The following is a 23,573-nucleotide window of genomic DNA, read 5'->3' as shown; positions in this document are numbered from 1 at the left end:
GCCCTCTAGGAGAAGAGCCCATGTCCCTGTGGCCCGTCTACACGGGTTCGAGCGAGCCGCACGACGGCATCGCCGAGCTGCCCGCGCCACCACCGTGGCGTGCCTTCGAGGGCGGCCCCGAGCTGGCGACTCCCGCCGAGGGCGACGACGCCTCGGCGACCTCCCCGGACCGCCGGCACCGCGCCCGTACCTATCGCGCCACGGACCGGGCGGTCCAACTCGTCAACGCCGCCCTGTACTTGCGCCGCCCGCTCCTCGTGACGGGCCCGCCGGGCAGCGGCAAGTCGAGCCTCGCGTACGCGGTGGCACGGGAGTTGAGGCTCGGCCCCGTCCTGCGCTGGAACATCACGAGCCGCACCACGCTCCACGACGGCCTCTACCAGTACGACCCGCTGTCGCGCCTGTACGCGGCGGGACGCGCCGCCGCACGCGAGGTACCGCCGGACACCGAACTCCCGCCGGGCGGAGGGCACTTGTCCGACCGCGGGCTCCCTTCCGACGGCGGGCTCGCTCCCGACGGCGGAGTCCCTTCCGACCACCGGCTCCCTTCCGACCGCAGGCTCGCTCCCGACGGCGGAGTCCCTTCCGACCACCGGCTCCCTTCCGACCGCAGGCTCGCTCCCGACCACCGGCTCGCTCCCGACCACCGGCTCGCTCCCGACCGCAGGCTCGCTCCGGACAGCGGGCTCCAGGACCATCTGCGCCTCGGCCCGCTCGGCACGGCGCTCCTTCCGTACGGACGTCCGCGTGCCCTGCTGATCGACGAGATCGACAAGTGCGACCTGGACCTGCCGAACGACCTCCTCAACATCCTGGAGGAGGGCCAGTACGAGATCCCGGAACTGGTCCGCGCCGCCCGGCACACCCCCTCCGCCGAGGTCATGGTCGACGGCACGGACGAACGGGTCGAGGTGTCACGCGGTCGCGTCCGCTGCCGTTCCTTCCCCTTCGTGGTCCTGACCAGCAACGGCGAGCGCGAGTTCCCGCCCGCCTTCCTCCGCCGCTGCGTCCGCCTCGAACTCCACCAGCCGCGCGACGCCCACCTGGAGAGCATCGTCCGCGCGCACCTCGGCGAACCCGACGCGTACGCCCGGAAGTTGATCGACCGCTTCCTGTCCCGGGGAACGGACGGCGAACTGGCGACGGACCAACTCCTCAACGCCATCTACCTCACGGGGGCGGCAGGCATCGACGCCTCGTCACGCGACGAGCTGGCGGAGCAGCTGATGCCGTACCTGAGCCGCACGGGGGACGAGCCGGATGCGTTCTGAGGCCGACGCCGGTACCGGAAGCGACGCCGACACGGGTTCCCGTGCCGGTGCCGGTGCCGGTGCCGGTGCCGCTCGCCTCGCCGACATCCTCACGGAGGCCGGCGGTGGACCCCGCCCCACCTCCGTCGAACTGGCCGAACTGCTGTGGCTGGCAGGCCACATGGAGACCCCCGAGACCGATGCGACGACCACCGATTCGGCTACGCGCTCGTCCGACTCCGACTCTTCCGGCTCAGGCTCGTCCACCTCGGGCACGGGTTCTCCCAGCCCGCCGCCCCCTGCCTCTAGGGGCGCGGGGAACGGCGCGACAAGCACCCACTCACCCGCACCCAACACACAAGCAAATCCCCCGCACACTGGACAGGGGCACCCTGACAACCGAGTCCCGCTCCGCCTGCCCGGCACACCCGACGCGGCGGACGGACCGAACGGGCGACAGGGGCCAGAGGACCCGGACACAGACGGTCCGTACACGTCCCTCCTGGCCCCCGCACCCCCCATGCTGCCCCACCCCCTCACACTCCAACGCGCCCTCCGCCCGCTCAAGCGGCGGGTCCCGGCCCCGTTCGGGCAGGAACTGGACGAGGCGGCGACCGCACACCGGATCGCCCGCTTCGGAGCCGCCCCGCAGTGGTGGCTGCCCGTGCTGCGGCCCACGACCGAGCGCTGGCTGACCCTGCATCTCGTGTACGACGCCGGCCCGACGATGCCCGTCTGGCGGCCGCTCGTCCGCGAACTGCACACGGCGCTCGCCCAGTCGGGCATCTTCCGCACGGTGGAGCTGCACCGGCTGGAGACCGACGGCACGGTACGCCGCCCCGGCTCGCAGGAGGCGTACGCGGACGGGCGTACGGTCACGCTGCTGATCAGCGACTGCATGGGCCCGCAGTGGCGGGACGGCCCGGCGGGCAGCCGCTGGTACGCCACACTGCGCCGCTGGTCCGCCAGGATGCCCGTCGCCGTGGTCCAGCCGCTGCCCGAACGCCTGTGGCGCACCACGGCTCTGCCAGCGACGACCGCCCGGATCGCCGCGCCGGGACCCGCGACGCCCAACTCCGGGTACGACGTGGACTCGTACGCCATCGACATGGAGGAACTGCCTCGCGAGGTGCTCCCCGTCCCCGTCCTGGAGGCCTCGGCGCCCTGGCTTGCGAACTGGTCGGCGCTGGTGGCGGGCGGGGGCCGACTGCCGGGCGCGGTCGGCCTGTTGGGCGCCGCGCCGCCGCCCGCGCCGGTCGACGAACGGGGCCGCAGCGACGTCGAACGGCTCACTCCTGAGGAGCTGCTGCTCCGCTTCCGTTCCCTCGCCTCCCCGGAGGCCTTCCGGCTGGCCGGTCATCTGGCCGTCGGGCGGCCCGAGTTGCCCGTCATGCGCCTGGTCCACGCGGCGATCGAGCGGAACCCCCAGCCGCAGCACCTCGCGGAGGTGATCCTCAGCGGCGCGCTGACCGCGGTCCCGGGCACGGCGGGTTCGTACGCCTTCCGACCTGGCGTCCGGGAGCTGCTGCTGCGCACGCTGCCGCGCTCGGCGCGCGGTCGTACCTCCGAACTCGTCGCGCGGGCAGGTGCGTTGATCGACGCCCGGGCGGGGGTGAAGCCCGGCGAGTTCCGGGTCGCCGTTCCGGGACCCGGGAACGTCACGGCGGGCGGCGAACCGTTCGCGGCGGTACGGGAGGAGAGCGTACGGAGGCTGGGCGGGGCCCCGCCGAAGCCGGCCTTGGGCGGGGCCCCGGCGAAGCCGGCCGAACCACGACTCGTGCTGGGCAGGTATCGGCTGGTCCGGGAGGTGGCGGCCGGCTCGCAGGTGTGGCAGGCGGAGGACACACGGCTCGGCAGGACGGTGGCGGTCTACCAGTACGACATCGACTACGACATCGGTCCGGAGCACCACGAGCGACTCCTGGAGACGGCACGCGCACTCACCCAGGTCGAGAACCCTCACGTCATCGCCGTCCATGACTGCGGCGTCGACAATGGCGTCCCGTACCTGGTCACGGAGTTCGTGGACGGGGTCACCCTGGCCGAGCTCATCGCCGAGGGGGGCTCCCGGCTGCCCGACTGGATGCTCGCCCAACTGGCGCACCAGGTCGCACAGGGCCTGGCCGCGGTGCACGCTCGTGGCCAGGCGCACGGCCGACTCACGCCGAACAACGTTCTGGCACGCCCGGACGGCTCCTTCGCGATCACCCCCTTCGCGCTGGGGAACATGCGGGACCGCACGGAGTCGCAGGATCTGAACGACTTCGGACACCTGCTGATCGAGCTGGCCGGGGAGGACCCAAGCCCGCTCTTCCGGACGGGTTTCGCCGACTCTGTCACCGACCTCGTCTCCTGGGACCTGGCCCTACAGCAGCGTGGCAGAGACGCCTTCCTCTCCCCGGTCTTCAAGGCTGACGCACGGCACGCCGCCGCGAGCGACCGGCACGTCTACCGTCTCCTCGGCCCGGTTCTGGTGGCGCAGGAAAGCCGAGCTCAGTTGCCCCTCGCCTCCCCTGAGGAGCAGGCGCTCCTGTGCATGCTGCTCCTCAGGAACGGCAGATCAGTGCCGTACGCCGAACTGGCCACAGGTCTGTGGGGGCAGCGACTGCCCGAGCGGGCCGCCCACCTCCTCTCCTTGTACGCCGCCCGCCTGCGCGGCGTTCTGGGCAACGGGATTCTGGCGAGCACCCCCGGCGGCTACGCCGTATACGCGCCGCCCAGAACGATCGACGTGCACCTCTTCGAGGAATGCGCGGCCCGCGCGAGGTCCCGCCGGGACGAAGGCGACCCGGCGGAAGCCCGCCGTGCCGTCCGGCAGGCACTCGACCTCTGGCACGGCGAACCCCTCGACGGCGTCCCCGGGCCCGCCGCCGAGTCGGCCCGCGCCCGCCTCACGTCCCTGCACCAGAGCCTCCTGAGGGACCTTGCCGAACTCGACCTGGAACTCGGCCTCGAACCCGACCGGGCGCCCGACCGGGAACTCGGCCTGGAAATCGGCGACTTCGAGCGGAGCATCCAGCCGCTGGAGGGACGGGACAGCGGTGGAGCCACCGTCCTCCTTGAGTTCACTCCGTTCGCCGACGACCCCGACGACCCCGGCGAGCACCGCCTGGCACACCTCGTCCTCGGCCGCGCCCTGACCCGGCTGCTCTCCCTGACTGACCTGGCACCGGACCAGTACGAGGTGCTGGCCCGTGACAACGGCTACCTCGTGGTCACCGAACCCGAGGCGTCCGTACTGCCCGTCCTCGGCGCAGTGCTGCGCAAACTACCGGGCGCGCTGCTGGAGTTGGAGGACCCGCCCAGGATCCGGGTGACGTTCTGGCACACCATCCAGTTCGTCGGCAGCTTCCTACCGGAGAACGATCTGCGGGCCTCCCTGGAGGACTCCTCCGCGGATATCACCGTCGTCCTCTCCCCCGCCCTGCACCAGGAACTGACAGCCGGGAGTCTGCCCGTCGACCCGGCGCGCTTCCAGCCCCTGCCCCCGCAGCGGGCGACCGACGGGCCGCCCCTCGCCTGGTACTGCCAACTTAACGTCCCGGAACGCAGCCCGGAACACGCACCGGACCCCGCCCCCGCCCCCGCCCCCGAACAGCGCGACCTCGTCCGCGGCCCCTTCACCACCCACGACCTCCGGTCGATCCGCCTCCCCGAGCCCGGCCGCACCGCCGTCGTCGTCCAGCCCGCCGACGACGACGCGCTGACGCTCCTCGACCCCGAACGGCTCGACGACACACCGACCACGGGGAGCCTCATCACGTACTACGAGGTCGACCTGACCGCCCACCAGGCCAGTCACGAGCTGTCGTTCCCCAGTTCCGGCGACGGAACCTTCGCGGCGTCCGTCGAGCTGTCCTGGCACGTCGACGACCCGGTGGCCTTCGTGCGCGGGGAAACCGCCGACGTGTCCGAACGCCTTCTCCACCACGTGATCAAAGAGACGGGCCGCGTCACGCGGCGGCACCCACTCCGTCGTGCGGGCGCGGCACAGCACGCGGCGCGCGGCGGGCTGCGCGGCTGGCCGGTGCCGGGGCTGTCGGTGGCGTGCTCGATCGGGCTGGTGGCGGAGGGCGAGGCGCAGTCCGCCCTCCGGGCGCCGTCGAAGCCGGTCGTGCCCCCGGACGACGCCGCCACCGCCCTGCTCGACGCCCCCTACGTGCTCATCGGCTTCGACGGCCCCCTCGTACGCCTCTACACCCGGGCCAAGGAGGACCAGGCCACCCGGGAACTCGCCGCCCTCCTCGCCGAACTGCGTCACCCCGAGGCCGCGCTGGGCGGTGAGCCGCTCTCCGCGCAGGGCGCGCCCACCCCGCCCCTGGAAGGGCACGCCAACCCGCTCGACCTGTTGCGCGCGTTCGCCGGCCACCCGCTGGGAGCCGATCTGCGCCGCCGGCTCAACCGCATCGAGGAACGGGCGGTGACGACCGCCGCGACGACCCCGTTCTCCGACTCCCTGATCACCACGCTCAACGCCCTGGGCCGACGCGTCTCCGTCGTCGCGGACAACGCGCCGAGTGCCGTCTGGAAGTATCTGCAGGCCCACGGACGGCTGACCGGTCTGGTGACGGGCGGAGTGCACGGCCGCGCCGACGACCTGACCCGGCTGATGCCGGACCCCGACTGTCTCCTGCGGGCTCTGGACCACCTCGGCGCGTCGCCGTCGGACGCCATCCTGGTCGGCTCGTCGGTCGCCGAGCTGACCGCCGCGAACGCCATCGGCCTCCGCTTCCTCGGCTACACCCGCTCCGAGCGGCACAGGGAGCGCCTGGCCCACGCGGGCTGCGAGCTGACCACGGCCTCATGGGCACCCCTGCTCCGGGCGCTCCCCAACACCTGAGCCACCGCCCGACGCCGCCGACCGCGGAACCTCCGCCGTCGCCGTCGCCCAGAAACCACCCATACGGCGGCACCCCGCCCGGCCCACCCGAAAGGCGACACCCTGTCAGGTCCCCCACGATGCGAAGGAGGACCGCCATCCCGGCCGCGTCCCACCGTCCGCGCTCTCGGGAGGACCAGCCATGACCGCCAGCCTGGAGCAGTTGCGCCGCTGTCATTTCGCCGTCGACATGGGGGCGGCGAGGACACGGGTCTTCGTGAAGGGCGCCGGGCTCGTCGTGGACCAGCCGAGCGTGGCCGCCGTGAACACGAAGACCGGCGCCCTGATCGCCGTCGGCGAGTTCGCCGAGAAGATGACGGGCCGTACGCCCGACTACATCCGCGTCGTGCGGCCCGTCTCCGGCGGCACGGTCGTCGACATCGAGATGGCCCAGCGCATGCTGCGCCAGCTGCTCGGCGACAAGGTCCGCCGCGCCCTGCGCCGCAAGCCCCGGCTGCGGGCCGCCATCTGCACCCCGCACGACGCCGACCCGCTCGCGGAGCGGGCCGCGGTCGAGACGCTCGTCGGACTCGGTGCGCGGCGCGTCGAGCTCGTCGACACGCTCATCGCCGCCGGCGTCGGCTGCGGACTGCCCGTGGAACGGCCCGAGGCCACCATGATCATGGTGTGCGGGGCCGCCGCCACCCAGGTCGCGGTGCTGTCCCTCGGAGCGATCGTGACCGCCGCGCGCATCCCCGTCGGCGGCGAGGCCATCGATCACGCGATCGTCCAACACCTGCGCCACCAGCACGAGTTGATGCTCCCGTCCCAGTCCGTACGACCGCTGCAGCTCGCCCTCTCCGGGAACGGGCTCACCGCGCACGGTCCCGCCTCCACCGAGATCCACGGCAGGGACGTGGCCACCGGTCTCGCCCGTTCCGTACAGGTCGACACGGCCGCCGTGCGCGACGCGATCCAGACCCCGCTGACCGCCGTACTCGACGGCATCGGCAAGGTGCTGCGGGTCTGCCCGCCGGACCTGGTGGCCGACCTCGCCGACCGCGGGATCATGATGGTCGGCGGCAGCGCGCTGCTGCCCGGCCTCGACCAGATGCTGCGGCACGCGACGGGCATGCCGGTGCACATCGCCGAACGGCCCGACGTGTGCGCGATCCTCGGCCTGGGCGCGATGCTGGAGGGCAGGATCGAGCCGCTGGTCCTCGACCCGCTGGCCACCTGAGGGCGCCAGGATCCTCGCCGACGCCTCGGCCGGTGTGATCCTGCTGCCCACGAGAGAGGGCGGCATGGAGATCGTGGCGGCGTCGACGCTCGACGACCCGGGCGGCGCCGCCGTCGCGGCGGGGCCGTTGCCGACCTCGTCGGTACGACCATCGAGCCGGGCAGTTCGGTCCTTGTGCAACTCCCGGGCTTGGAACCGGTGTTCGTCGAGGACTCGGCGACCGACCCGCGCATGACGACGCGGGTACGGCACCGGTTCGGGCCGAGCATGCTGCTGCCGCTCCAGGCCGACGGCCGGCTCATCGGCACCCTCGCTCTTCCCCGCAGGCGCGGCGACCGTTCGTACACGTCCGTCGAGCAGCCGCCGGCCACGCAGTTCGCCTCGCAGGCCGCGCTCGCGCTGGTCCTCGCGGACGCCCAGCAGCGCCGGGAGCGGCTCGCGGTCTTCGAGGACCGTGACCGGATCGCCCGTGACCTGCACGATCTGGTCGTCCAGCGGCTCTTCGCGACCGGCATGATGCTGGAGTCCACCCGGCGCCGCACCGCCGACGAGGAGCGGGACGCCGAGGTCCACGCGATGCTGGGCCGCGCACTCGACGAACTCCGGTCGACCGTCCAGGAGGTCCTTACGGCGAACTTCGCGCTGCGACAGCCGCCCGCCGAAGCCCCGACCACGTTCCGGGGCAAGGTCCTTCGCGAGACGGAGGGCGCCGCGGCGGTCCTCGGGTTCCTGCCAGGCACGACCACCCCTCGGCCGAGCCGAGCCGAGCCGAGTCGAGCCGAACCCTGGCCCTGGCCCCGGCCACGGCGAAACCGAGGGTCGGCAGTGCCGACAACCCGTGTCGGGTATCAACACCCGCAAAACGGGCTGTCGACGCCGTGCCTTGCGGCTGATGTCGAGCCAGGCATGGCAGCCCAGCGCGCTCGGTGGGTCACGCCCGCAGGTAAGTGAGGACGGCCAGGACCCTGCGGTGGGTCTTGTCCGTCGGAGGCAGGTCCAGCTTGGTGAGGATGTTGCCGATGTGCTTGCCGATCGCCGCTTCGGAAACCACCAGCTCCTTGGCGATCGCGCCGTTGGACTTGCCTTCGGCGATCAGTGCCAGCACCTCGCGTTCGCGCGGGGTGAGCTGCTCCAGCGGATCGCGGCGGCGGCGCAGCAACTGGCGCACCACCTCGGGGTCGACCACCGTCCCGCCGTCCGCCACCTTGTGCAGCGCTTCTACAAACTCCTCAACCTGGCCGACCCGGTCCTTGAGCAGATAACCGACGCCTGATCCGTCTCCGGAGTCCAGGAGTTCGGCGGCGTACGTCCGTTGCACGTACTGACTGAGGACCAGGACCGGGAGTGTGGGGCGCTTCTCACGCAGCCGCACTGCCGCGTGCAGGCCCTCGTCCTGGAAACCGGGCGGCATGCGTACGTCCGTCACCACGATGTCGGGGGCATGCTCCTCGACCGCGGCGACCAGTGCCTGCGCGTCCCCGACGGCCGACACCACCTCGTGGCCGCAGCGGCTGAGCAGGCCGATGAGCCCTTCCCGCAGCAGCACGCTGTCTTCGGCCAGCACTATGCGGAGCGATCGGCCGCCTTGGTCAACTCGCAAGGAAACTCCACACGCAACAGAGTCGGTCCACCCGGCGGACTGGTCAGGGCAAGTCTGCCATCCAGGACCGATACCCGGTCCGCGAGCCCGGTGAGGCCGCTGCCCGCCGAGGCGTCCGCGCCGCCGCAGCCGTCGTCGCGCACCTCGAGGAACAGGCGGCCGTCGCGATGACCGCCGCTCACCTGCGCGCGGTCGGCCCCGCTGTGTTTGGCGACGTTGGCCAGTGCCTCGCAGACCACAAAATACGCTGCGGACTCGACCGCCTGGGGCGGCCGGCCCGGCAGTTCGAGGTTCACGTCGACGGGGACCGTCGAACGATCAGCTGCGTCGGCGACCGCGGCCGGAAGTCCGTAGTCCGTGAGGACCTTGGGGTGGATGCCGTGGATGAGCTCGCGCAGCTCCGCGAGCGCCTTGCCCGCCTCCTCGTGGGCCTTGGTGAGCTGGTCGGCGAGCGGGCCGGGCGGGGCGTCGAGGCGGGCCAGCCCGAGGGCCATCGTCAGGGCCACAAGGCGCTGTTGGGCGCCGTCGTGCAGATCGCGCTCGATACGTCGCCGCTCGGCCTCGAAGGCATCGACCAACCGGACGCGGGAGCGGGCCAGTTCGACCACCTTGGCACTGAGCTCGCCCTCAGGGGAGGCGATCAGCAGCCGGGCCAGCTCGGCGCGGGCGCCCGCCGTGACGCCGAGCACGTAAGCGCACAGGCTCATCAGGAGCAGGCCCAGTACGGCGACGCCGAAAGCGGTCGGCCATGTGGTGACCGTCCACTGCTTGAGCACCTTCGCCTCATGGCCGTCGCCGACCGTGGCCATCAGCAGCGGGGTGGCGACCATGGACAGTGGGAAGAGCAGGGCGACCGTGATGGCCAGGGCGTCGACCGGCCACAGCAGCCCGGCGAACAGCAGCGCGTACCCGAGCTCCCGCCAGGTCGTCTGTTCGCGCAGCCGGGTGGTCAGCCAGGCCCACAGTCCCGGCGCGGTCGGCACCTGGTGCCGGCCGGACACCGGGTTGCGGTCGATCAGGCGCACCCTGCGCCGCTCCACCCGGGCCACCGGTATCCCGCTGAGGGCAACCACGACGAGCAGGGGCAGCCCCACCAAGACGATGGCGAGCGCACCGCAGACCGCTGCCACCGTCACGATCCCCACCAAGGTGGCGACGCCGGTCACCGCGCCGGTGAGCAGATACGCGGCGGACCGCCAGGGCCAGGCCGACAGCAGGAAGCCCGGCCGGGACATGGCCTGCCACACATTCCGAGGGTGCATGTGCATGACCGTAGGTGGCCCTATCGTTCCGGTGCCATCGGTCCAGGGTGCGTATCGGGGGTAGGCCTGGCACCACCCCAAGTCTCGTTCGGGCCGTACTGCGTCGCGAGGGGCTTCCGCGGTTTCGTGGAGGCACCAACGAGCCGAGGAGCAGGTACTGGTGGGGGAACATATGAGCAACGACGCGATCCGATTGCGCTCCGTAACCCGGCGGTACGGCTCGGGCGGCACGTCCGTCACCGCCCTCGACCAGGTATCGCTCGCCTTCCCGAGGGGGACGTTCACCGCCGTGATGGGCCCCTCCGGGTCCGGCAAGTCGACCCTGCTGCAGTGCGCCGCGGGCCTGGACCGGCCCACGTCGGGCTCGGTCGCTTTGGGCGACACGGAGCTGACCAGGGTGAGCGAGACCAAGCTGACCCTGCTGCGCCGCGAGCGCATCGGCTTTGTGTTCCAGGCGTTCAACCTGCTGCCCTCGCTGACCGCCGAGCAGAACGTGGCCCTGCCGCTGCGGCTGGCCGGCCGCCGCCCGAAGAAGGCCCAGGTGCGCGAGGTTCTCGAACAGGTCGGACTCGGCGACCGGGCGCGGCACCGCCCGACAGAGATGTCCGGTGGCCAGCAGCAGCGGGTTGCCCTGGCCCGGGCCCTGATCACCCGCCCCGAAGTGCTGTTCGGCGACGAACCGACCGGCGCGCTCGACTCGCAGACCAGCCGCGAGGTGCTGACACTGCTGCGCGGCATGGTCGACCGGGACGGCCGGACGATCATCATGGTCACCCACGACCCTGTCGCCGCCTCCTACGCCGACCGCGTCGTCTTCCTCGTCGACGGCCGTGTCAACGGCGAGCTGATCGGCTCCTGTGCCGAGGACATCGCGGCGCGCATGACCAAGCTTGAGGCGGCGCCGTGCTGAGCACCACGCTGCGCACCCTGCGCACCCGCTGGGTCACCTTCGTCGGCAGCTTCGTCGCCCTCTCCCTGGGTGTGGCGCTGATCGCCGTGATGGGGCTGGCCCTGGCGTCCTCGCTGGACGCACCCGGCCGGGGGCCGGAGCGGTTCGCCGCCGCGCCGGTCGTCGTCAAGGGCCAGGACACCCTTGAGGTGCCCACCTCGATCGGCGACCGCACCGAGAAGCTCGCGCAGCCGCGGGCCGTGCCCGACGAGGCGCTCGCGAAGCTGCGGGACCTCGGGACCGTCGCTGAGGACCGGTCGTTCGCCGTGCGGGCCGAGGGCGGGCCCGCCGATCTTGTCGGCCACCCCTGGTCCACCGCGGCCTTCGCGCCGTACGAACTCGACGCGGGACGCGCGCCCGAGGCCGCGGACGAGGTCGTCGTCAGCGGTGACTGGGCCCGTCCGGGCACCGGGGTGCGGACCGGCGTCGGCACCGTGCGCGTCGTCGGCACCGTGGCCGGGCCGGGCTTCGAGAACGCCGTGTTCTACACCGACGTGCGCGCCGCCGAACTGTCGCCGCGCAGCGTCCAGCTCGTGGTCGACGCCGATGCGGCGGCCGTGCGCGAGGCGGTGCGCGGCAGCGAGGGCGTACAGGTCCTCACCGGGGACGCGCGCCGGTACGCCGACGCCGACCCCGACCGGGACAGCGAGGCTCTCACCGCGATGAACGCCATGTTCGGCACGGCCGGCGGCGTCACCGGGTTCGTGTCGGTGTTCGTGGTGGCCTCGACCTTCGCGTTCGCGGTGGCCCAGCGGCGCCGCGAGTTCGGGCTGCTGCGCACCGCCGGGGCGACCCCGGGGCAGATCCGCCGCATGGTCGTCCGCGAGGCGCTCGTGGTCGGTGTGCTCGCCTCGGCCGCCGGCTGTGTGCTTGGCTCCTACGGGGCTCCGAAGCTCGCCGAGTGGGCGGTCGGCGAGAGCCTCGCACCCCGCTGGTTCAGCATCGGCGACTACATCTGGCCCTACCACATGGCGTTCTGGACAGGCCTGTTGGTGGCCCTGTGCGGCGTACTGGCCGCGTCCTGGCGGGCAGGGCGCACCGGTCCCACCGAGGCGCTGCGCGAGGCGTCCGTGGACACCCGGCCGATGACATGGGGCCGTCGGCTGTTCGGCGTGGCCCTGCTGATCACCGCCGCGGTGACACTGGCCCTGGCCCTGGTGACGAACCCGGGCGACCTGCTGCAGCGCAAGACCTATGTGAGCCGGCCCATGCTGCTGATCACCGCGGTCGCGCTGCTCGCGCCGGTGCTGGTGCGGCCACTGGCCCGGCTGATCGCCTGGCTGCCGGCCCAACTACCGGGCGCCGGCGGGATGCTGGTGCGGGAGAACGCCGCCGCCGGGGTGCGCCGCACCGCCGCCGTCGCGGCGCCCGTGCTGGTCATGGTCGCGTTGGCGGGCTCGCTGCTCGGCGCCACCGCAACCCTTGACGAGGCGAAGGCCACCGAGGTGCGTGAGCAGACGGCCGCCGACTTCGTGGTCGCCCCGGCGGGCGACGCCGGTTTCGACGAGGCGACGGTGCAGCGGCTTCGGGCCGTGTCCGGCGCCGAGGTCTCGGCGAGTTCGTCGAGCGCCGTGTACGTCCTGGAGGACGGCGTGGCGCTCGTCAGGTCCGATGCCAGAGCCGTCGAGCCGGAACCACTCGCGGCAACGGCCCGTCTCCCGCTCGCCGCAGGGAAGGTGAGCGATCTGGACGACGACTCGATCATCGTCAACGAGGAGTGGAAGAAGCACACAGTGGGCGAGCGGGTGGACGTGTGGACCGGCGACGGCACGAGGAAGTCCCTGAAGATCGCCGCGGTCATGACCACCGGCACCGGCGACAACGGCGTCTACGTCACCCCGCGCAACGCCCCCGAGGCACCCGTTGACCGGGTCGACGTACGCCTCGCAGACGGTGCCGACGCGGGCGCCGTGACCGCCGGTCTGCGTCAGGCGGTGCGGGCGTCGCGCGGGGACGTCCTCACCAAGGACGCCTGGGTGCGCGCGATGCACCCCGAGACCAACCGGACGACCCGGATGGGCTTCTTCCTGGTCCTCGGGATCGCCCTCCTCTACACCGGCATCTCGCTGGCCAACACGATGGTCATGGCGACCTCCGACCGGGTCCGCGAGCTGGCTGTGCTGCGGCTGGCCGGCGCCACCAGGTGGCAGGTGGTGCGGCTGGTGGGTGCCGAGGCGCTGATGGTGGTCATGGTCGGCGGGCTGCTGGGAGCGCTGGTCGCCGGGCTCAACCTGGTGGGCATGTGGAGCGCGCTGGGCCTGCTCTCGGTGTGGACGTCCATCGAGATCCCGTGGGCGACGCTCGCGGCGGCCATGGGCGCCTGCGCGGTGCTCGCCGTGGTCTCGGCGGTCGCTCCGGCCGGCCTCTCCCTGCGCCGCAGGGCGGTGGAGGCGGCGGGCACACCGGAGTGACCTTCTGACCCGGGCGCTGGCCTGCCCGGATGCAGACCCCGGTCACTGACCGGTTGGGGTCCGCGGGCGTTGAGCAGACCGGGTGGACGGTGCACTTCATGAGCCGCGACTTGCCCGCGCCCACGACCCTGCGTTCTTCCGACGTCGCCAGAAGCACCAGACGAACCGACCCGCTACGACAGGACAGGCTCGTCGCCCGAAACGCCAATCTGAGGAAGTAGGCAACGGTCAACCACAAACCCTGGCCGCAAACACCCCAACACCCGTTACACGTAAGAAACCTTGACGGCCGCCGCACCGGGTGCCACGATTCCGGCGCCGCGATGTTTACGTAAACATCACCCCCGAAAGGCAAGCCGATGCCCCACGCCCCCGCCAGAGCCCGCCTCACCCCCCGGCTGCGTGCCGCCTTCGTGGCGCTGCTGATCGCCGGGACCAGCGGCACCACCGTCGCCGCCGGCCCGGCCGACGCCGGCCCGGCCGCCCGCCCGGCCGGTGCCACGCCGAGCGGCGACGCGAGCGGGCTCGGCAGGGACACGACCCAGTTCAAGGGCGTGAACTGGGCGGACCCCCGCGACAACTTCGCCGACGACCCTGTCGTGCTGTCCGGTCTGTCGACCTCCGACACCTACGCCCAGACCTACACCAAGGCGAGCCGGGTGATCTCGGCGTTCCGCGCGAACCTCGGTGCCAACACCGTCCGACTGCCCATCAACCCGTACACGGTCAACGGCCGTTACTGGAAGTCCTATCGGGGAGTCATCGACGCGGCCTCGGACAAGGGCTTCAAGATCATCCTCTCCTACTGGGAGGGCACGGGCCCCCGCAAGGACGGCTTCATCGACGACCCGGCGACCTACTGGCCCATGTGGAACACCGTGGTCAAGGCCTACGAGAACGACAAGCGGGTCTACTTCGAGCCGATGAACGAGCCCCACGGCTACACCGACACCGAGTGGGCGGACATCGCCGCGAAGTGGCTGGACACGTACCGGCAGGTCCCCCGCAACCGGGTCTTCGTCAGTGGCGCGGGCTACAACGACCACGTCACGTCCGTCTGCGCCGACCCGCGTCTGAAGGGCACCTATCTGTCGTTGCACCACTACGGGTTCTGGAAGGAGTACGCCACCTACGACCAGTGGGTGGCCGACCTCAAGGTGCGCATCGGCGACTGCGCGAACCGGACCGTCGCGGACGAGTTCGGCTCCCCGATGACCACCGGGTTCGACTACAACAGGCCGGCCCCCGACAACAACTTCGTCAACTATCTGCAGGCCGTCACGGACACCTTCCGCGAGCTCAGGATGGGGTCGGTCTACTGGCCCGGCCTGCGCACCGACGACACGTACTCGCTGCAGACCCTGACCGGCGACCCCGCCCGCCCCTGGCTGGCCACCACCAACCAGTCGGGCGCCGACCGCCTCACCTGGGGCTGGGGCCGCGGCAAGCCCGTACAGCCCTGACCGGTCCCCGGGAGGCGGAGCCGAGGAAGGGCTACTTGGCGGCTTCCCGGATGGGGTGGGTGTCGAAGACGGTCTCGAACTCGACGGCCGCGCCGTCCTCGACATGCCAGATGTGTACGAACCTGGCGATGCCGATCTTCCCGGTCACGCGATGCTCTCCGGTGTACCTGCCCGTCACGAAGACCCTGTCGCCGGTCGGGCAGATCTCTTCGGGGGCGACCGTGAAGTCCTCCCACTCCAGTGCGAGCGGCCCCATGGCCTTGGCCAGGACCTCTTCGCCGCCGTAGTAGATCCCCGCTGTCGGGCTGCCCGCCGCGACCGTCCAGGTGATGGCGGGAGAGAGGCAGTTCAGAAATGCGGCCATGTCACCGGCCGCGAGGGCACGGTAGGCGGCGGCCACCAGTTCGGCATTGGCGGACTCGGTGGCTGTCGGCCCGTTGCCGGGGTGGACGACAGTGGTTGTGGACATGGGTGATCCTTCGTCAGTGGTGGGCAAAGTGGTGGGCAGTTGGCTGACGGGAAGCTACGGCCGAGGACTGCTCACAAAACAGTCCGGTCCGGTGTTCACCTACGCCTCGCACCGTGCTTCCGGGCACCGTATTTCCGGGCCCCGTGCTACCAGGCCCCGTGCTACCGGCGGCGATCGACCAGGCGGTGATCAGCTGTGCGGCGACGGCTACGCGCCGATCGCTTCGAGGAGCTCGGCCCGCGAAGGCCCCGGTTCCGGGTAGCGAGGTGCTCCCCCGCCCAGCAGCACCACGCGTTCGGGGAGGCCGGGCGGGGCGAGTGCCTCGTCCGGGGTTGCCAGCATCGAGGCGACATCGCCCGTGGCGCGCAGGAGCTCGGGGTCACGGAGTTTGGCGGCTTCGAGGAGTTGCCGGAAGTTCCAGTCCGGGTCCTGGGTCTCGTAGGGGACGCCGGAGATCCCGCCGTCGATCTGGGCGAGGCGGTGCCGGTCCCAGTCGGCCAGGGCCTGATGGATCGGGGCGAGGGTCGTGTGCGTGACCTCGTCGAAGGCGAGGGCGAGCTTCTCCGTTTCGTCGGGGCCCGTGGTGCGCAGGAGATCGCGCAGCATCGCCGCATGGGTCATGCCCATGGCCATGCCGAGGCCGAACTGCGGATTGGTGGCGGCCCAGGCGTCCCCGACGCTCACCAGCCCGGTCGCGACGGGCCGTCCGTCGCGGACGAAGCGGCGGATCCGGCTCTCCGTACCGGACATGGCGAGGACGCCGCTGATCGGCTCGCCGGTCGTGGCCCAGTGCGCGACGTTCGGGTACAGCGCCGCAGCCCGCTGCCAGGCCGACTCCGAGCGCAGCGCGCGCAGGGCCTGGTCACGGCCGGATACGACGAGGGACAGGGCCCAGGTGTCCGAGTCGCCGGGAACGGTGATCGTGGACACGCTGTCGTGGTGATCGAGCGGCCAGGCGGCCTGTGCGGGGAGCGTTCCGTCGGTGGACCGGAAGTACCGGGTGTAGAGCCGGAATCCGGTGTCGGCGTGGTCTTCGACGGGCCGGGGCGCTCCGACATCGGTGAGCATCTTCGACACGGGTGAGTTGCGGCCCGCCGCGTCGACGAACAGGTCCGCGTCCAGGACTTTGTCGTACCGGGTGAGCACGCCGGTGATGTGCGGCCGGCCGAGGATCCGGTCGGTGCCGGTGAGCAGTTCCGTCACCGGGGTGTCCCGGTGGATGGTCAGGTACGGGTGACGCAGCGCGACCGCGGTCAGCGCGGCCTCGATGACGGGGCGGCGGACGGCGATCGTGTCGAACCGTTCGTCGCCCGGGAGTCGGCCGCCGACAGCCGGGAGGCGCCAGGCCCCGGCGATCATGTTGTGGGTACGCCCGCCGCGGGCCATGAGCTCCTCCAGGACCGGGGGAAGCTCCGTGGCCAGGAGCTGACACGCTCGCGGCATCATGATGTGCGGGTGGCGGAACTGGGTGACCCCGGGCCGCTCCCACGCGTTGGCGTCGGCGGGCGCGGCGGTGTCCCGGTCGACGACCACCACCTGATGCCTGTCCTGGGCGAGCAGCAGCGCCGTCGTCAGTCCGACGACTCCCGCGCCGATCACGACGATCTTCACCGTACGACCTCCTGAACCGCGGCCTTCACGGCGCCGATGATCGGCTCGGGAGGTGGTCGGTTCCCAGTCCGGTTCCCTGCTCACTTGCCGGAAGGCAGGACTCCGTACAGCTCACTCGCCGGACGGCAGGACTCCGTACAGCTCACTTGCCGGACGGCAGGACTCCGTACAGCTCCCGTCGCCACAGCGCGTCGCACAGCCGGTCGATGCCGCCGGTCAGATGCCGGCGATAGGTGCTGAACGGCAGTCCGAGCCGTTCGGCGACCGCCTCCTGCGTGGGCGCCCCACTCAGATACGTGGCCACGACGGCCCGGTGGTACTTCTCGCCGCCCCGCTCCTCGCGCAGTTCGCCGACCGCCTGGACGAGGACGTCGCCCAGCGACATGCCGTACTCGACGGCGAGTTTGCTGCGCGCCAGCGGGCTGCCGGCGAGCGCCTCGGGCTTGCGCATCCCGCGCAGCGCGTCGCGCACGGCCGCGTCGAACTCCGGCCGGGACAGCACCACGAGCTCCGCCGGCGGGGGCGTCGCCTGGGGCCCGTCGAGCATCACCCGGGTCTTGAGGTCCAGCCAGGGCCCGGCCGGCTGGGCCCGCCAGTCATGGGCGAAGAGGGTGTACGTGAAGTCGCCGACGGGCGGCGCCTCGGCGAGCGGCGGCATGTCGAAGTGCCGCAGATGCGGCCCCCAGAGGTCGGCGTCCCGCATCACGATGTAGGACCAGGCGAGGCGCTCGGCGCGGAAGATGTCGCCCATGGTGTGCCACTGGATGAGATCCATGGGCCCGGAGGGCAGCTGATAGGCGGGCGGGTACACGGAGAAGCGCGCGATGCCCAGATGCTCGCCCTCGCGGGGCGGGGCGGTGGCACGCGCGTGCGCCCAGGCCGCCGCGACCACCGGGTCGGTGTCCACGCCCACCGGCTCTTCGAGCCGTAGCCAGGCGGCGAAGGCGACGATCTCGCCGGTGTGCGTGGAGCGGTAGATCCGGAACGCCCCGGGCTGCTCGCCGAGCCAGAAGCGGACGATCGCCGCGGACGCCTCGCCCTCGGCCTCGGCGGCCAGTTGGAGCACGCGACCGTGGTCCCGCGGGCCGCACGGCTCCTCGGACACCTCGCCCTCGGCGCGCCAGGAATGGAACTCCGACATATGGCCGTCGCCGCGGTACATGTAGAGGAGCGACCCGACGGCGGGCAGCAGTGCGGCTTCCGGTACGGCCCTGACCTGCTCGTACAGATGCCGGTGCAGCCGCAGATGCAGTTCCTCGAAGCCCGTACGGTCGCGCCAGCGCAGGTCCGCCTCCAGGGCCTCGCGGACCACGTCGTGCGGGAACAGGCCCTGCGGACTGGACTCGATGAACGGCAGCGAGCGCAGCCAGGAGAAGAGCGGTCCGGCCTCCTCGTCGCCGAGCATGGCCCTGAGCAGCGACTCCGACGTCATGTACGCGTGCGCGCACACCTCCAGCGCCCGTCGGTGCAGGGCGGACGGCACCTCGCCGACGAGTTCGGGCAGCAGTGTCTCGATCACCTCGCGGCTCGGCTCCCAGCGCGCGGCCGCCTTTTCGTCCTTGACGGCGACGGCCGCGGCGAGGGCGAGCGCGAGGGGGTGGCCGCCGGTGAACGCGAGCAGCGGGGCGTGCGCGTGGCCCGGGACTCCTCGGGCGTCGAGGAAGGCCGTGGACTCGTCCGGGGAGAGGTTGCGCAGTGTGGTGACGCGGAGCAGATCCGACCAGCCCGGATCGGTGGTCCACCGGGGATCGGGCGTCAGCCGTCCGGCGATCACCACGATCGCCCCGGCCGGCAGCCTGGGCAGGAACCTGTCGCGGAGCCAGCCCTCAAGGCCCTGACACCGTTCGAAGGTGTCCACGAGCAGTACGGCACGCTCGTCGGTGAGCGCCGCCCGCGCCTCCTGCTCGAAGGCGGCGGGCGTGGCCTGGGTGGTACGGCCGTCCACCTCGACGACCGTACGGCCCACCGAGCGTGCCTCCTCGGCGAGGCGCCGCAGCAGCATCGACTTGCCGATGCCGCCGGGGCCGTGCAGGAACAGGACGGTGAACGCGCGCGCCTCACCGGCGAGCGCCGCCCGGAACAGGGCCAGTTCGCCCACCCTGCCCGCGAACGCCCGGTCCCGTGCCGCCTGCACCCGCGTGCCCAGCTCCTCCGTCATGCCACGATTATCCCCGCCGCAACTCCCCGCCCGGCCACTCGAAGACGCGTTCAGGCGCGGCCGGGACCCGACGAATCGGAGGGGGCCGACGAATCGGAGGAGGCCGGCGAATCGGAGGAGGCCGACGAGTCGGAGGGGACCGGCTCAGACAGCGGCGGCTGCGCGGCGGCCCTGCGCCAGGGCGTTGCCGTACGACCGGACGCTCATGCCCATGGACGGCACGTTCTCCTGCATCAGCCGCAACCGGTGCGGGGCGTCATGGAACGCGGGGTCGAGCTGGAACTCGGCCGCCAGCGAGAACCAGGTCACCGGCACTACACCGGCCTGGACCATGCGCTGCACCGCCGTCTCGTGGGCCTCGGTCGTCAGGCTCGCGGAAGCGTCCACCACCAGGTGTACGCGGTAGCCCTCACGCAGCCCGCCGAGCACGGTCTGCAGGACACAGCCGTCGGTGGCGATACCGCCGATCACCAGGTTCTTGCGGCCGGCGGCACGGACCGCCTCGGCGAACGGCTCGTCGAGGAAGGAGTTGAAGTCGGTGGCGCGCTCGATGACCGGCTCGTCACCGATGACGTCGAGCAGCTCCGGATAGAGCGGCCCGGACGGCTTGCCGGCCTCGCCGTTGGTGACGACCAGACCGCTTCCGTACCACTTCGCGGTCTTGGCCAGGCCGGTGACGGCATGGATGTGCGAGTTCAGATCGTGGGAGCCGAGCAGGTTCGCGAAGCCGACGGCGTAGTCGACGAGAACGATGGTGGTGTTGGCCGGGGTCAGAGGTTCGGGGGCCATGACGGGACTTCCCTTCTATTCACTAGTGACCAAGTGGTCACTAGTGACTCTACGACGCGGGAATCGCTAATGTCCACCTGGTCACTAAGCGATTCCATAAGAGTGCAGGTGAGATGGGTACAGGGCTATGCCCTCCACCGCGGAAGCCACTCGCCAGTAACCAGAAAGACCAGGACGAGATGACCACACGTACACTTACGGAATGACTGGATCACCAGCCGAGATGACGCCGACGGAGAGTGGCGAGGACGCCGCTCCGGCCAGGAAGCGCACCCGGCAACCGGAAGTACGCAGGGCGGCCATCCTGGAGGCGGCACGGGACGCGTTCGCCGAGCTCGGCTTCGCGAAGACGACCATCCGGGACGTGGCGCGCCGGGCCGGAGTGACCCACGGTCTCGTGATCCGCCACTTCGGGTCCAAGGAGCAGCTCTTCCTCGCCGCGGTCCCGAGCTCCCGGAACCTGCTTGCCGAGGTGGCCGGCGATCCCAACTCGCTGCCCACGCGCGTCGCCCGCTCGTACGCCCGCCGCATGTCCGAGAGCGGGGGCAACGACCCCTTCGTCGCGCTGATCCGCGCGGTGGCTTCCGAAGAGGAGGCGGCCAGGCGGCTGTTCGCCGCGATGCAGGACGAGAGCCTGGAGATGTACCGGCGCGTGATTCCGGGCCCGCACCTCGAAGAACGCGTCAGTTCCGTGGGCGCGTATCTGATCGGGGTGACCTTCTCCCGGTACGTCTTCAAGAGCGGCCCGCTGGCGGAGATGTCGGACGAGGAACTCGTCCGACATCTCGTCCCCAACCTCCGTGCCATCCTGCTCGGCTGACGTCTCGTCACGCCGAGCGCTTGTGGTGAACAGGCGCTGGATCGCGTTGCGGGTCATGGGAGTTGCAGGTCGTGGGAGTTGCAGGTCATGGGAAAGGACTCGTGCTTGAGGGCGTCGGGGGGCGTCGGGGGGCGTCGGCTACTGATCGCCCAGACCGGTGGCGTGTTGGTCCACCTCGATGTCCGAGCGCCGTACGCCGGCGAACCGGGTGGGCCGGAAGGCCCCGAGGAGGCCCTGTTCCTGATCGGTTGTGATCTCGGTCGCGACCAGCCGTCCGAGTACCGGCGCCAGGGTGACCCCGCTGTGCGAGACGAGGCAGTAGACGCGGGACTGCGGGGAGGCGTAGCCGGCGACGGTGCGGCCGTCCGCGGGCAGTGACCGTAAGCCGATGCGCAGGTCGATCTCCGGTGCCCGGCCCGGGTTGGGCAGCAGCGCCGAGAACCGCCGGGCGAGGGTGCTCGCGATGTTCCCGTCCGCGGACGGAGGATCCGCGGGATCGACGTCGGCGTTCAGATCGAGAGCTTGCAGGACGGCATGCCCGCCGGCCGCGGGACGGAGGTTGAGTCCGGGGCTGTGGATCACGCAGCGCAGGTCGACTTCCGGGGACCTGGAGTATCCGAGCAGACCGACTGTCTGGGATCCACGGCCGATGTCCGTCACCATGGGAACGTCGATCCCGGCCTGTGCGGCGAGCCGTTGTGTCCAGCGGCCTGCCGCCAGGACGAGGCGGTCGCCCGTGCGGACGTCGCCTCCGGCCAGGGTGACGGACACTCCGTCAGGTCTGTCGCCGATGGCCACGACCTCGCCGACCGCGCACCTGGCTCCGTGCCGCTCGGCATCCGCCAGCACGGTGTTCACGAAGAGGTCCGGCAGAACGTATCCCTCGCTGGGGAAGTGCGCGATGGACGTGGTGGTCGCCGGGATCCGGAGGTCGCCCGCGATCCGGGTCGCTTCGTCGGACGTGACCCAGTGCGCCGGGTAGCCGAGAGACCGCAGTCGTTCCACGTTGGCAGCGAGCCGCTGCTCGTTTGCGGCGTCCGCCCACTGCAGCGCCCCGCTGGCGAAGTACGACCGCGCACCAGGCAGTTGCTCGGCGAGCCTGGCGTGTTCCTCCATCCCCGCGAGGTTCAGCCGGTGGTAGTCCGGATCGGGCTTCCGACTGGAGTTGGTCCAGGCGAAGGTGGTCGCGGTGGTACCGGCGCCGGCTTTCCGCTGATCGAGCAGGAGAACGTCCTCACCTGCGACCGCAAGCTGCCTCGCGACACTTACGCCCAGCACGCCGGCACCGATGATGATGACCTTCATTGTGTGTACGTCCTTTCTGGGAGCGAAACACTGCTCACATGATGAGGACGGGAGGCTCCGAACGCAGCGGATGCGCGAGCACGCGCCGGAGGACTGTTCGGCGTTGGCGAGGATGTCGGTCGGCGCGGCGGCCGCGGCGTGGGCGTCGGGACCGGTGGCTCGTACGGTCACCGTGCGGCGGCACAGCTGTTCACCACGCTCGCCGACGTCTATGAGCCGGCCACCGCCACGCGCCTGCCCGACCCAGCGCATCACCCCGTGCCGACCTGGGCCGACGCGGGTCACGCCGCCGGCCCTGGAGCACGTCAGGCGGAGCTCGGCATGACGAGGACCGGCTTGATCACGCTTCCGTCCAGGGTTGCCGCCGCCGCTTCGTTGATCTGCTCGAAGGGGAACCGGTGGATGAGCCGGTCGAACGGCAGGCGGCCCTCCCGGTGCAGGTCGAGCAGCCGGGGCAGGAAGAGCTGCGGGTCGCTGTCGCCCTGGTTGGTCCCCAGCAGACGGATGCCGCGCCCGAGCAGGTTCGGAACGTCGACCGGGATGGTCGTACCCAGCGGGGGCGCGCCGACCACGACGCAGGTGCCGGCCGCGGCCAGGGAGGAGATGGCCGTTTCCAGCACGGCCGTACGGCCGCTGCTTTCGATCGCGTAGTCCGCGCCGACACCTCCGGTCAGCTCCAGCACGGCCTTGGCCGGGTCGACCTCGGCGGAGTCGACGGTGTGGGTGGCACCGAGTTCGCGGGCCAGCTCCAGCCGCGAGGAGTTGATGTCCACGGCCACGACGCGCGCCGCCGCGGTCAGCTTCGCCCCCATCACCGCGGCCAGACCCACACCGCCGGCGCCGAACACCACCAGCGTGCTTCCCGGCTGCGGCCGGGCCACGTTGAGCACCGCTCCCACGCCGGTCTGCACGCTGCATCCCAGCGGCGCGAGCACATCGAGGCCGATGTCGTCGGGCGCCCTGATCGCGGAGCGCTGGTTCACCAGCACATGGGAGGCGAACGACGACTGTCCGAAGAAGTGACCGTGCACCGGTCCGGACGGGCGGGTGATCGGTGCGGAGCCGTCGAGACGGGCGCCGCCGAGCAGGTTCAGCGGCACCCAGTGGTCGCAGTAGACCGGGCGGCCGGCCCGGCAACCGGCGCACGCACCACAGGAGTTGAAACTCATGATCACGCGATCACCCGGTGCGAAGCGGCCGACCCGCGAACCGACGGCCTCGACCACACCGGCCCCCTCGTGGCCCAGCACGGCGGGCAACGGGAAGGGGGTGGAGCCGCTGCGCACGGCCAGGTCGGTGTGGCACATCCCGACGGCCGCGATGCGCACGATCATCTCGTCGGGGCGCGGGTCGTCGAGGGTCACCTCGGTGAGCCGGAAGGGTCCGTCCTGGGCTTCCACGACGGCGGCGGTGGTCTTCATCGTCAT

The 23,573-nt window shown here is 71.5% G+C and carries 15 protein-coding genes and 1 pseudogene; 8 read left to right on the top strand and 8 right to left on the bottom strand.

Going from position 1 to position 23,573, the window contains the following annotated elements; genetic code table 11:
- The first annotated feature begins 20 nt into the window (after positions 1-20).
- The 4 genes and pseudogenes from OHA11_RS32740 to OHA11_RS32725 all read left to right on the top strand — a co-directional run.
- Complete coding sequence (locus tag OHA11_RS32740; protein ID WP_266502546.1) at positions 21-1,271, top strand: MoxR family ATPase; 1,251 nt, start codon at positions 21-23, stop codon at positions 1,269-1,271.
- A complete protein-coding gene (locus tag OHA11_RS32735; RefSeq protein ID WP_266502545.1) occupies positions 1,261-6,090 on the top strand; it encodes an SAV_2336 N-terminal domain-related protein in 4,830 nt (1,609 codons plus the stop codon). The genes OHA11_RS32740 and OHA11_RS32735 overlap by 11 nt, the downstream gene beginning before the upstream one ends.
- 181 nt (positions 6,091-6,271) lie before the next feature.
- The gene (locus OHA11_RS32730; protein WP_266502544.1) at positions 6,272-7,309 is read left to right on the top strand and encodes a rod shape-determining protein; all 1,038 of its coding nucleotides are present in this window, start codon (positions 6,272-6,274) and stop codon (positions 7,307-7,309) included.
- Positions 7,308-8,044: pseudogene (locus OHA11_RS32725) on the top strand (histidine kinase); the annotation flags it as partial. The gene OHA11_RS32730 and the pseudogene OHA11_RS32725, both read left to right, overlap by 2 nt.
- A gap of 196 nt (positions 8,045-8,240) precedes the next feature.
- On the opposite strand, the gene OHA11_RS32720 reads toward OHA11_RS32725, so the two are convergent.
- Positions 8,241-8,873, bottom strand: coding sequence for a response regulator transcription factor (locus OHA11_RS32720; RefSeq protein WP_266502543.1), 633 nt, complete (start codon positions 8,871-8,873; stop codon positions 8,241-8,243).
- The gene (locus tag OHA11_RS32715; RefSeq protein ID WP_266507622.1) at positions 8,873-10,144 is read right to left on the bottom strand and encodes a sensor histidine kinase; all 1,272 of its coding nucleotides are present in this window, start codon (positions 10,142-10,144) and stop codon (positions 8,873-8,875) included. The genes OHA11_RS32720 and OHA11_RS32715 overlap by 1 nt, the downstream gene beginning before the upstream one ends.
- Positions 10,145-10,343: 199 nt before the next feature.
- Here OHA11_RS32715 and OHA11_RS32710 point away from each other — a divergent pair, with 199 nt between their 5' ends.
- The 3 genes from OHA11_RS32710 to OHA11_RS32700 all read left to right on the top strand — a co-directional run bounded on the left by OHA11_RS32710 (position 10,344) and on the right by OHA11_RS32700 (position 14,994).
- On the top strand, positions 10,344-11,081 hold the full coding sequence (locus tag OHA11_RS32710; protein ID WP_266502542.1) for an ABC transporter ATP-binding protein: 738 nt from the start codon (positions 10,344-10,346) through the stop codon (positions 11,079-11,081).
- On the top strand, positions 11,075-13,531 hold the full coding sequence (locus OHA11_RS32705; RefSeq protein WP_266502541.1) for an ABC transporter permease: 2,457 nt from the start codon (positions 11,075-11,077) through the stop codon (positions 13,529-13,531). Before OHA11_RS32710 ends, OHA11_RS32705 begins: the two co-directional genes overlap by 7 nt.
- Before the next feature lie 359 nt (positions 13,532-13,890).
- Positions 13,891-14,994 (top strand): glycoside hydrolase family 5 protein, encoded by a 1,104-nt coding sequence (locus OHA11_RS32700; protein WP_266502539.1) that lies wholly within the window; start codon positions 13,891-13,893, stop codon positions 14,992-14,994.
- 31 nt (positions 14,995-15,025) lie between these two features.
- Here the strand turns inward: OHA11_RS32700 and OHA11_RS32695 are convergent, their stop codons facing one another.
- The 4 genes from OHA11_RS32695 to OHA11_RS32680 form a co-directional block, all read right to left on the bottom strand.
- Positions 15,026-15,463, bottom strand: a complete 438-nt coding sequence (locus tag OHA11_RS32695; protein WP_266502538.1) for a nuclear transport factor 2 family protein — start codon at positions 15,461-15,463, stop codon at positions 15,026-15,028.
- 207 nt (positions 15,464-15,670) lie between these two features.
- The gene (locus OHA11_RS32690) at positions 15,671-17,074 is read right to left on the bottom strand and encodes an NAD(P)/FAD-dependent oxidoreductase (protein ID WP_266502536.1); all 1,404 of its coding nucleotides are present in this window, start codon (positions 17,072-17,074) and stop codon (positions 15,671-15,673) included.
- 142 nt (positions 17,075-17,216) lie between these two features.
- A complete protein-coding gene (locus OHA11_RS32685; RefSeq protein ID WP_266502535.1) occupies positions 17,217-19,232 on the bottom strand; it encodes an ATP-binding protein in 2,016 nt (671 codons plus the stop codon).
- Between the two features lie 144 nt (positions 19,233-19,376).
- Positions 19,377-20,021: an isochorismatase family protein gene (locus OHA11_RS32680; protein WP_266502534.1), complete on the bottom strand. Its 645-nt coding sequence runs from the start codon at positions 20,019-20,021 to the stop codon at positions 19,377-19,379.
- A gap of 202 nt (positions 20,022-20,223) precedes the next feature.
- On the opposite strand from OHA11_RS32680, the gene OHA11_RS32675 reads away from it, so the two are divergent.
- On the top strand, positions 20,224-20,841 hold the full coding sequence (locus OHA11_RS32675) for a TetR/AcrR family transcriptional regulator (RefSeq protein ID WP_266502532.1): 618 nt from the start codon (positions 20,224-20,226) through the stop codon (positions 20,839-20,841).
- Positions 20,842-20,979: 138 nt separating this feature from the next.
- Here the strand turns inward: OHA11_RS32675 and OHA11_RS32670 are convergent, their stop codons facing one another.
- Positions 20,980-22,431, bottom strand: coding sequence for an FAD-binding oxidoreductase (locus OHA11_RS32670; protein ID WP_266502530.1), 1,452 nt, complete (start codon positions 22,429-22,431; stop codon positions 20,980-20,982).
- Positions 22,432-22,451: 20 nt separating this feature from the next.
- Entirely contained in the window at positions 22,452-23,573 is a 1,122-nt protein-coding gene (locus tag OHA11_RS32665; protein ID WP_266502528.1) for an NAD(P)-dependent alcohol dehydrogenase, read from the bottom strand.

Origin of the sequence: Streptomyces sp. NBC_00878 (genome assembly GCF_026341515.1) — a bacterium.
Classification (GTDB): domain Bacteria; phylum Actinomycetota; class Actinomycetes; order Streptomycetales; family Streptomycetaceae; genus Streptomyces.
This window is presented reverse-complemented; position numbering and strand designations above follow the sequence as displayed.